Here is a 9,658-nt window from a genome sequence, read left to right as displayed (position 1 = left end):
GTGGCGTGGTCAAAGATATTTATGTTTTGGAAGGTACTTTTGTATCCAAAGGAAAAACATTGGCAACTATTCAGAATCTTGAAGTGTCGGAAATGCAGGAAGATTACAAATCGGCTATGGCCAATATCGAATACTTGCAATTGGAATACAATCGACAAAAAACATTAAGCGATGAAAATGTAAATCCACGCAAAATACTTCAGGAAGTAAAATCTAAATTAGCAGTCGAAAGAGCCAAAGCACAAGCCGCAAAAAACAAATTACAAGCAATAAACGTTAGCTTAAACGGAAATAGTTCTTTGATTCCTATTGTTTCCCCGATTAGCGGATATGTAGGGAAAATAAGTGTATCCAAAGGGGCTTTTGCCGAAACGGGTGTTACACTTTTTGAAGTCGTGGATAACAGCCAAATGCACTTGGATTTGAATGTATATGAAAAAGATTTAGGAACTATTTCAGTAGGTCAGGAAGTCGATTTTGTATTAACCAATCAGTCGAATAAATCCATCAAAGGAAAAATATTTGGAATTAATAAATCCTTTTCTAATGAGAGTAAATCCGTAGCGGTTCATGCCAAAATAAATCCAGGCGATGCCAAAGATTTAATTTCCGGAATGTATGTTTCTGCCAATATCAACATCAACAATCAAACGGTTCAGGCATTGCCAAAGGATGCAATTGTACGAAATGGTGATAAATATTTTATTTATATCCTGGAAGAACAGCACGTAGAGAAACCGGCTGTAAAAAAAGAAGAGCACAAACACGAAGAAGGAGAAGCAAAAGGGGAGCATAAAGAAGGCGAAACTGAGGAACACAATGAAGTGCATTTCAAAGCGATTGAAGTAGTACCAGGAACGACCGATTTAGGCTACACAGAAATCAAATTGGTTGAGGAAATTCCTGCTGATGCAAAGATTGTGACTAAAGGGGCTTTCTATTTATTAGCAGCTATGAAAGGCGGCGGGGAACACGAACATTAAAAATTAATTTATAAACTGAAATACTAAAAAATGAAAAATCAATTAAAATCTATTATTCTATTATTCACTGTGTTTTTAATTTCAAATACAGTTTTAGCCCAAAAAACAAATCAAAAAGCAATAATCAAAACAGTATTACATTGTGATCATTGCAAGGAATGTGAAACCTGTGGTTTAAAATTTAAAACAGAAATGTTAAAAATTACAGGTGTAAAAATGTATGAGCTAGACGATAAAAAAATGACGTTTACGGTATATTACAATGCTAAAAAGACCAATCTGCAAACTATAAAAGTGGAAATTTCAAAATTAGGCTACGATGCCGATGAGGTAAAAGCCGACCCAAAAGGATACGATAGTTTAGACGGTTGTTGCAAAGCATAAAGATGAAAATATATACCAGAATGCCAAAAACATTGCTGCCATTTTATAATAAGGAAATAGCTGCTGCAAAAACAAATTTGGAAAACAGCAATTTCCTAAAAAGTTGGTATCATTTAGAAAGGGCACACATCATTGGGCAGAAATACCCTTATGAGCATACACTTGCGCATTGGAAAATGCTGCAATTTGGAATTAAAATAAAAAACAAAAAAGAGATTATAGGACAAATTCCACGATTGCTTTTTGGGGGTGTTAAGTCTTTTGTAGGTCATATCCCAAACGGAAATACTGGTGGCGTGAATGTTCCCCCATTAAAGTCAATGGAAATACCCAAGGACATCGAAGCAATTATTAAAGCTAATTCATAATCAAAAATACATATGGTACACAAACATAAATACGATGCAAACGGCAAGCAGCTTTGTTGCACACTAGAAGAAAAAATAAACAGCAAAACCGACAAGCAATCAGGATGTTGTACCGTTGATTATAAATCTGAACATTCAGATGATGACGGCCACGACCATTCAGGCGGTGACCAAACCACATTTCAAATGTTCTTGCCCGCAATTATTTCATTCATTTTACTCCTTGTGGCCATTGGTTTTGACAACTACTTTCCGCAAGCTTGGTTTACAGGTTGGGTCAGGATAATTTGGTATGTAGTTGCTTATGTTCCAGTAGGCTTCCCTGTTTTAAAAGAAGCATTGGAAAGTATTCGCAAAGGAGAAGTATTTTCGGAATTTTTATTGATGAGCATTGCTACCATTGGTGCATTTGCAATTCGTGAATATCCGGAAGGTGTTGCCGTAATGCTTTTTTATGCCGTTGGTGAAGTGTTTCAAACCTTGGCGGTTCAAAGAGCAAAAACAAACATCAAATTATTATTAGACCAAAGACCTGATGAAGCAACGGTGATGAATGGAGAAAATGCGACGGTAAAAAAAGCAGCTGAAATAAGCATCGGAGAAATCATACAATTAAAACCAGGGGAAAAACTGGCATTAGACGGAAAGTTACTTTCGGATACCGCTTCGTTCAACACCGCAGCCCTAACAGGAGAAAGCAAGCCGGATACAAAACAAAAAGGCGAAACCGTTCTGGCCGGAATGATAAACATGAATACAGTTGTTTTGGTAGAAGTAACCATAGCCTACACCGACAGTAAATTATCTAAAATACTCCAAATGGTACAGGAAGCTACTGCCAAAAAAGCACCTACGGAATTATTTATCAGAAAATTTGCCAAAATATATACACCCGTAGTCGTGTTTCTGGCAATCGGAATTTGTTTGATTCCAATGCTATTTGTCGAAAACTACAATTTTAATGATTGGTTGTACAGAGCCTTAATTTTTCTGGTTATCTCCTGCCCTTGTGCATTGGTGATTTCTATTCCATTGGGTTATTTTGGCGGAATTGGCGCGGCAAGTAAAAACGGGATTTTGTTTAAAGGGTCCAATTTTCTGGATCTGATGGCATCCATTCAAGTAGTGGTGATGGACAAAACAGGAACGTTGACCAAAGGGGTTTTCAAAGTACAAAAAGTGGTTGCGGTGGATATTGCCGAAGCTGACTTAGTAAAATATACAGCTGCGCTCGAAACCAAATCGACACATCCAGTTGGAACGGCTATTATCGAATACGCAAAAGGTACAGAAAAAGACGCAACCGTTACGGACGTAGAAGAAATTGCAGGTCTTGGGCTTAAAGGAAAAGTGGATGGAAAGGAGATTTTGGCAGGAAATGTAAAACTGATGAAAAAATTCAACATCAGTTATGATGTCGAAATCGATACTACACCTTTCACTATTATCGTAATTGCAATCAATCAAAAATATGCAGGGTATTTTTTAATTGCTGATGAAATCAAAGAAGATGCTAAAGAAGCAATTCAGAGTTTACATAAAATAAACGTGAAAACCGTAATGCTTTCAGGCGATAAACAAGCCGTTGTAGATGCAGTCGCAAAAGAATTAAACATTGACCAGGCTTATGGGGATTTATTACCGGAAAACAAGGTTGAAAAAGTGGAGACATTGAAATTGCAAAACCTAAAAATTGCATTCGTTGGCGATGGTGTAAACGATGCACCAGTAGTGGCCCTTGCCGATGCCGGTATTGCAATGGGCGGTTTAGGAAGTGATGCAACAATTGAAACGGCTGACATTGTGATTCAAAACGACCAGCCTCATAAAATATTCACAGCCATAAACATTGGAAAACAGACTAAGAAAATAGTGTGGCAAAACATTACTATGGCATTTGTGGTAAAGGGGATTGTTTTGGTACTTGGCGCTGGTGGTTTAGCTACCATGTGGGAAGCGGTTTTTGCCGATGTAGGTGTTGCTTTGTTGGCAATTTTGAATGCGGTGAGAATACAACGAATGAAGTTTTAAAATTTTTAATACTAAGAAAAATGATTGGATTCAAAAAATTCTTAAGCCAATTTACACCAATATCTGATTTAGAATTTGACAATACTATGTTATATTTTAAAGAGTTAAATCTAAGGAAAGGGGATTTCTTTGTGCAACAGGATAAAATATGCCGACAAATCGCTTTTATCAAAAAAGGGACCTTAAAAACATTTTACATAAACGATAAATCTGAAGAAACAACATCTTGCTTTTGCACAGAAAATAATCTAACTACTTCCTACAAAAGTTTTATTCTTCAAGCTCCATCTCATTTGACCGTCCAAGCCATTGAAGAAACAGAATTATTAGTTATTGACTACGACGGTTTACAAAAACTGTATGCAACAAGTATCGTTTGGCAAACAATTGGAAGAGCAATCGCTGAAAGAGAATATATGGTGATGGAACGATATGCGTCAGTACTTAACAATGAAACTGCCAAAGAAAAATATTTGCGCCTTTTAAAAGAACAGCCCAATATTTTACAAAAAGCATCAATCAATGATATTGCTTCTTATTTAGGTATAACACGCAGAACATTAAGCCGGATAAGACAAGAAATAACAAAATAGATTTGAGGACATTTGTCCTTTTAAATAAACATAAACTATCTCAATTTTGCTCTTCAATAACTATAAAAAAGAGTGAAAATGAACAACGACCAGATTAAACAAAATGTAAAAAAAGGGTACGCAGATATTCTAACGCGTAATACAAAGAAAAGTTTTCTTCCCTCTTTTCTGCAATGCTGCGATCCAAAAGAAATGGTTGCTAATGTGAGCAATAAAATCGGTTATTCTGATGAAGAACTTAAAAGCGTTCCCGAAGATGCAAACCTGGGAATTGGCTGCGGAAATCCAATCGCTTTGGCTTCAATTAAAAAAGGGGAAACAATTTTAGACCTGGGTTCAGGTGCAGGTTTTGACTGCTTTTTGGCATCAAGGGAAACTGGAGAAACTGGTAAAGTAATTGGCGTTGACATCACACCAGAAATGGTTGAAAAAGCAAATAAAAATGCTAAAAAAGGGAATTATACCAATGTCGAATTTAAAGTGGGAGAAATTGAAAATTTACCTATTGAAAACGAAACTGTCGATCTGATAATTTCAAATTGTGTCATTAATCTTTCCAATCAAAAAGAACAGGTTTTTAAAGAAGCATTCAGAGTAACAAAACCAAATGGAAGAATCATGATTTCTGATATTATTCTGTTATCTGAACTGCCGGATTATGTTAAAAATTCGGTAGAAGGACATATAGCTTGCCTGTCTGGTGCTGTAAAGAAAGACGATTATATTAACGCCATTACAAAAGCAGGATTCACAAATGTTAACATTGATAAGCAAACATCATTTCCAATAGAACTCATGCTTACTGATCCGATTGCTCAAAAAATCATTTCAGATAATAATCTGTCAGAAATAGAAATAAAAGATATTGCTAATTCTATTGCCAGTATTTCTATAAGTGCCAAAAAACCGAGAAATGAAAACTAATTATAAGAAGACATTTTTAGGAGGTATAATTGCTTTTATTTTAGGAACAAGTTGTTGCTGGCTTACTTCTTTGGCAGTCTGGTTAGGTGGCGTAACTATTTTGACAGTATTTGCAACATTCATTGGAAAGTTCAACACAACAATAATTATTTTTAGTATTTTTCTTTTTGGACTTGGAATGTTTCAACTTTGGATACACAAAAGAAAATAATAGCAAAGTAATTCGTCTCGGTGGCATTATTAGTCATTTTGAATGCGGCGAGAATACAACGAATGAAGTTTTAATTGATGAAAATGGGTATAATTGACTAAAAAAAAGGATGCTTGAAGATAATTTAATAAATTTGAATGATGGTAAGTGCGATGATCAATTGAATTTTAAAAAATATCAAGAAAAATGAACTCAAATCAAGAAAAGATACAAGCTTTATTAACTTTTTTAGTTGCTGATCAAAATTACAAAATTGAACCAGCTTTGAAAGTAGATCTTGAGATTTTTAAAGACAGAGGATTTAAAAATGAGGTTGATAAAAATGTTATAGATCAACTTAGTGATTTGTATGAAGTGGCAAATGGTTTTGAATATGAGATGATTATAGGATTTTATTCCTGCAATGATGAAATTATCTTTCAAAATTGGTTAGAAAAGGAATTATTCCTGGGAAAAAAAGACTTTAATGTGTTGCGATGGAAAAACAACAAATTTTGTTTAGGCGATAATATTGGAAATACATCCATTTCAGAAGATTATGAGTTTGATACTTTAATAGAACTTATAGAATGTTGCATTAATGAAATAAGAGAAATAGAGTCATGTTAATTATAAAAAGGACAATCAATTCAATTAAAAAGATGAAATTAATAATTTTAACAGGTATTGCTTTATTTTTTTTAAGCAATACTTCAAAAGTAAAAACAGCAAATAATGATATAAAGATAGTTGGCGCAATGAAAAACGTAATGTGGAAAGGACAACTATATGGAACGATTGACCTGGATACTATTGCCAACAAAAAGCATTTATATGGATTTGGTCCGGTGGAGTATTTATCAGGAGAACTTTTGATTGTTGATGGAAAATCTTATAAATCTACCGTTATCAATGAAACAATCATGAAAGTAGAAGAAACTTATAAAGTTAAAGCACCTTTCTTTGCCTATGTAAATATTGAGAATTGGGCAGTACAAAAACTTCCGGATAGTATTCAAACCAATCAGCAACTGGAAACATATCTTAATGATATTTCAAAAACGGCTAAACGTCCGTTTATGTTTAAAATAAAGGGAACTGTTGAAAGTGCATCCATTCATATCGTAAATCTTCCAAAAGGATCTAAAGTGACTTCTCCGGAAGAAGCCCACAAAGGACAAACCAACTATCATTTACAAAACGAGCCATCAGAAATTATAGGCTTCTTTTCTACAGAACATAAAGCCATTTTTACACACCACGATACGTTTTTACACATGCACTTAATAACAAACGATGAATCAAAAATGGGGCATATCGATGAAGTAGTATTCAAAAAAGGAACTATGAAATTATATACCGCTGCCGAGTAGTAACATAAAATTTAAATGGTAAATAATCAATACATACTTCCAAGTTCCCATACTCAATTGGCAGTTTATTTACATGGGTTTGAAACAATTTCAGCAAGGGCTACTCAAGCTATTGCTGAAATAGCAACAGTATTAAAAATTAAAAGAAATCAAGACCTGCAATCCATCGGTCATACCTGCAAAACGATCTATTTCATAAACAAAGGAATTGCCCGAATTTATTACTATCATAATGGAGTTGATATTACAGAAAGTTTCATCTTTGAAAACAACATCATAGCCAGAGTAGAAAGTTTATTTACAGGAAAGCCATCACGAAAAGCAATACAGGTTTTAGAAGACAGCGAAATCGTAGCAATTGATGCTACACAACTTTTTGATTTATACGATACTTATCCAGAGACCGAAAGGTTATTTCGTAAAATTTTTGAAGCTGGTTATGTCGATACGGTAAACAGAATGGAAGCAATTCAATTCCACACCGCCGAAGAAAGATACACATTATTAATAAAAGAACAACCTACTCTTTTACAAAGAGTCCCTCTCAAACACATTGCCTCTTATTTGGGAATTACCCAAGTTACTTTAAGCAGAATTAGGGCTGTAATTCGGTAATTATTTAACAATTGTTAAAGGATTTCATGCTAAAATAATAAACCTTTGTACTTCATTTTAACCATCCGAAAAGAAATAAAGTATGAAACCGTTGTGTAAAATAATATTTAGTATCGTGCTGATTTTGATTGGAAACACATCATCTCAAGCACAGGAAAAACTCATAACATCAGATTATCCAAAAGTGGTTGGTTATTTATCAGTTGTACATCCGCTGATAACATTCGACAAGAACGGAAATACTTCAAATTTTAATGACAGCTACACTGTCGGTTTCCCAACCGGAATAAATATTTTGAAAAGTGATACGTTTGGATATAGCTTTGAAATAGTCCCTTTTATTAATTCATCAAACGGCACAAGTAAAGTCAATAATTTGTTATTTCATCCGGGATTGTTTTTTCGTTATCCTAAGAATTGGACTCTTTATGCACGGATGGCTTTTGAAACTTCGGGCAGATATGGTTTTACACCGTCAATAAGCAAAATCGTTTACAAAGCAAAAAACACTAATTTCTTTGTCTCAGCACCGGTTCCTTTACGTTTTGGAAATGACAAACCGGTATCCATAGGGTTTAGTTTGCAAATGGGACTTACATTTTAATATAAGTAGCAAAAAAACAATCAAACTATGCTTAATGGTTTTTACTCGAAAAGACAATGCTTAGTTTTGCAAATATTATGAATTTTGCAATTTAAGGAAGTAATTATTTAACAATTGTTAAAGGATTAGTTTTTTATTTTGCTGAAATTTGTGGAACATATTAAGTTAATATAATACTCTAAAAAAACATTATGAAACAGCTCTCAATAATAGCAATTGCAATATTTTTTACCGCTTTTTGCTTTCATGCTGAGGCCCAGGAAACGCAGCCTTATATTAAAACTGTAAATCCACAAACATTTAAAAAACTCGTTGATGCAGGAAAAGGTATCATACTGGATGTTAGAACACCTCAGGAAATCTCGGAAGGGTATATCAACAATGCAAGTACCATTAATTTCTACGATGATAATTTCGTCGAAAAAATAAATCTGATTCCAAAGGATAAAGAAATCTATGTTTACTGCAAATCAGGAGGAAGAAGCTCCCAGGCAGCCGAGATTTTAAAGAAAAATGGATTCAACAGGATATACGATCTGGAAGGTGGTTTTATCCAATGGGAAAACAATAAATTCCCTTTTACGAAATCTAAATTTGCTAAAGATGACAAAATTCAACAAATCAGCCTGAAAGATTTTAATGTTCTGCTAAATTCAAACAAACTGATATTAATCGATTTCCATACCGTTTGGTGTGCGCCTTGCCGGAAAATGGCTCCAATAGTGGATAAAATAGAAATCGATTACAAAGACAAAGCCTTAGTGATGAGAGTTGATGTGGATAAAAGCAAAGAGGTAGGAAAAGCCTATAACGTTGCTGGAGTACCTGTTTTTATTCTCTATAAAAACGGAAAAGAGGTATGGAAACACAACGGCTTAATCGCTGAAGAAGAAATAAAAAAACAGATAGAGCAAAACTTGTAATCCTATCGCAATAATGAAAACAACTCATACATCCAAACAAGTCTATAACCAGTATGCTACGGAGTATGACGAGTGGTTTGACAAACATTTCAATCTATATCAATCTGAACTGCTTGCATTAAAGAAAGCCATTCCTGAAAATAAAACTGGAATTGAAATAGGCGTTGGAACAGGACGTTTTGCACAGCCATTAAATATAAAATTCGGAGTAGAACCGTCAGAAAGCATGGCAATATTAGCAGAACAAAGAGGCGTTAAGGTATATAAAGCTTTTGCCGAAAACCTGCCTATTGAAAAAGAAACTTTTGATTTTGCGTTAATGGTAACCACGGTTTGTTTTCTTTCGGATATACCCAAAGCGTTCCAGGAAGCCCATCGTATCTTAAAGACTGATGGAGAGATCATTATTGCAATCATTGATAAAAACAGTGAGCTGGGTAAAAAATACGAAAAGGAAAAAGAAAACAATAAATTTTACAAAGACGCACATTTTCATTCAGCTGAAGAGTTAACAACGCTACTGGAACAATCCGGATTTCATTCGTTTTCCTACTGGCAAACGCTAACAAAAACAAGTGAAACCGAAATAGAACAACCCACAAGAGGCTTTGGAAAAGGAAGTTTTGTGGTAATTAGAGCAAGTAAAAAAAACAGCATAACATAATAGCAG

13 protein-coding genes are annotated in these 9,658 nt (G+C 34.4%); all 13 read left to right on the top strand.

From position 1 onward, the window contains the following. Positions 1-983 (top strand): efflux RND transporter periplasmic adaptor subunit (locus VI621_RS11665; RefSeq protein ID WP_324218569.1); only part of this gene is annotated, 983 nt, incomplete at its 5' end. Positions 984-1,013: 30 nt separating this feature from the next. Next, on the top strand, positions 1,014-1,367 hold the full coding sequence (locus tag VI621_RS11660; RefSeq protein WP_324218568.1) for a hypothetical protein: 354 nt from the start codon (positions 1,014-1,016) through the stop codon (positions 1,365-1,367). Between the two features lie 2 nt (positions 1,368-1,369). Then, positions 1,370-1,735 (top strand): DUF3703 domain-containing protein, encoded by a 366-nt coding sequence (locus VI621_RS11655; protein ID WP_324218567.1) that lies wholly within the window; start codon positions 1,370-1,372, stop codon positions 1,733-1,735. Positions 1,736-1,747: 12 nt separating this feature from the next. Then, positions 1,748-3,766: a heavy metal translocating P-type ATPase gene (locus tag VI621_RS11650; RefSeq protein ID WP_324218566.1), complete on the top strand. Its 2,019-nt coding sequence runs from the start codon at positions 1,748-1,750 to the stop codon at positions 3,764-3,766. A gap of 20 nt (positions 3,767-3,786) precedes the next feature. Further along, complete coding sequence (locus VI621_RS11645) at positions 3,787-4,359, top strand: Crp/Fnr family transcriptional regulator (protein WP_324218565.1); 573 nt, start codon at positions 3,787-3,789, stop codon at positions 4,357-4,359. 78 nt (positions 4,360-4,437) lie between these two features. After that, positions 4,438-5,283, top strand: a complete 846-nt coding sequence (gene arsM, locus VI621_RS11640) for an arsenite methyltransferase (protein WP_324218564.1) — start codon at positions 4,438-4,440, stop codon at positions 5,281-5,283. Next, complete coding sequence (locus tag VI621_RS11635) at positions 5,273-5,494, top strand: hypothetical protein (protein WP_324218563.1); 222 nt, start codon at positions 5,273-5,275, stop codon at positions 5,492-5,494. The genes arsM and VI621_RS11635 overlap by 11 nt, the downstream gene beginning before the upstream one ends. Before the next feature lie 186 nt (positions 5,495-5,680). Then, on the top strand, positions 5,681-6,103 hold the full coding sequence (locus VI621_RS11630; protein ID WP_324218562.1) for a hypothetical protein: 423 nt from the start codon (positions 5,681-5,683) through the stop codon (positions 6,101-6,103). A gap of 32 nt (positions 6,104-6,135) precedes the next feature. Further along, positions 6,136-6,846, top strand: a complete 711-nt coding sequence (locus VI621_RS11625) for an acetolactate decarboxylase (protein ID WP_324218561.1) — start codon at positions 6,136-6,138, stop codon at positions 6,844-6,846. Positions 6,847-6,861: 15 nt separating this feature from the next. Next, a complete protein-coding gene (locus tag VI621_RS11620; protein ID WP_324218560.1) occupies positions 6,862-7,461 on the top strand; it encodes a Crp/Fnr family transcriptional regulator in 600 nt (199 codons plus the stop codon). 82 nt (positions 7,462-7,543) lie between these two features. After that, positions 7,544-8,065, top strand: coding sequence for a hypothetical protein (locus tag VI621_RS11615; protein WP_324218559.1), 522 nt, complete (start codon positions 7,544-7,546; stop codon positions 8,063-8,065). 191 nt (positions 8,066-8,256) lie between these two features. After that, positions 8,257-8,988: a thioredoxin domain-containing protein gene (locus tag VI621_RS11610; RefSeq protein WP_324218558.1), complete on the top strand. Its 732-nt coding sequence runs from the start codon at positions 8,257-8,259 to the stop codon at positions 8,986-8,988. A gap of 13 nt (positions 8,989-9,001) precedes the next feature. Further along, complete coding sequence (locus VI621_RS11605; RefSeq protein ID WP_324218557.1) at positions 9,002-9,652, top strand: class I SAM-dependent methyltransferase; 651 nt, start codon at positions 9,002-9,004, stop codon at positions 9,650-9,652. Positions 9,653-9,658: the final 6 nt, after the last annotated feature.

The sequence above is a fragment of the Flavobacterium sp. genome, assembly GCF_035292545.1.
Lineage (GTDB): Bacteria > Bacteroidota > Bacteroidia > Flavobacteriales > Flavobacteriaceae > Flavobacterium.
This window is presented reverse-complemented; position numbering and strand designations above follow the sequence as displayed.

What these genes read in the sequence shown, in the direction of transcription:
- arsM (WP_324218564.1), top strand. Translation starts at nt 4,438, where the DNA reads ATGAACAACGACCAGATTAAACAAAATGTAAAAAAAGGGTACGCAGAT.
- VI621_RS11635 (WP_324218563.1), top strand. Translation starts at nt 5,273, where the DNA reads ATGAAAACTAATTATAAGAAGACATTTTTAGGAGGTATAATTGCTTTT.
- VI621_RS11625 (WP_324218561.1), top strand. Translation starts at nt 6,136, where the DNA reads ATGAAATTAATAATTTTAACAGGTATTGCTTTATTTTTTTTAAGCAAT.
- VI621_RS11660 (WP_324218568.1), top strand. Translation starts at nt 1,014, where the DNA reads ATGAAAAATCAATTAAAATCTATTATTCTATTATTCACTGTGTTTTTA.
- VI621_RS11615 (WP_324218559.1), top strand. Translation starts at nt 7,544, where the DNA reads ATGAAACCGTTGTGTAAAATAATATTTAGTATCGTGCTGATTTTGATT.
- VI621_RS11605 (WP_324218557.1), top strand. Translation starts at nt 9,002, where the DNA reads ATGAAAACAACTCATACATCCAAACAAGTCTATAACCAGTATGCTACG.
- VI621_RS11610 (WP_324218558.1), top strand. Translation starts at nt 8,257, where the DNA reads ATGAAACAGCTCTCAATAATAGCAATTGCAATATTTTTTACCGCTTTT.
- VI621_RS11620 (WP_324218560.1), top strand. Translation starts at nt 6,862, where the DNA reads ATGGTAAATAATCAATACATACTTCCAAGTTCCCATACTCAATTGGCA.
- VI621_RS11655 (WP_324218567.1), top strand. Translation starts at nt 1,370, where the DNA reads ATGAAAATATATACCAGAATGCCAAAAACATTGCTGCCATTTTATAAT.
- VI621_RS11630 (WP_324218562.1), top strand. Translation starts at nt 5,681, where the DNA reads ATGAACTCAAATCAAGAAAAGATACAAGCTTTATTAACTTTTTTAGTT.
- VI621_RS11645 (WP_324218565.1), top strand. Translation starts at nt 3,787, where the DNA reads ATGATTGGATTCAAAAAATTCTTAAGCCAATTTACACCAATATCTGAT.
- VI621_RS11650 (WP_324218566.1), top strand. Translation starts at nt 1,748, where the DNA reads ATGGTACACAAACATAAATACGATGCAAACGGCAAGCAGCTTTGTTGC.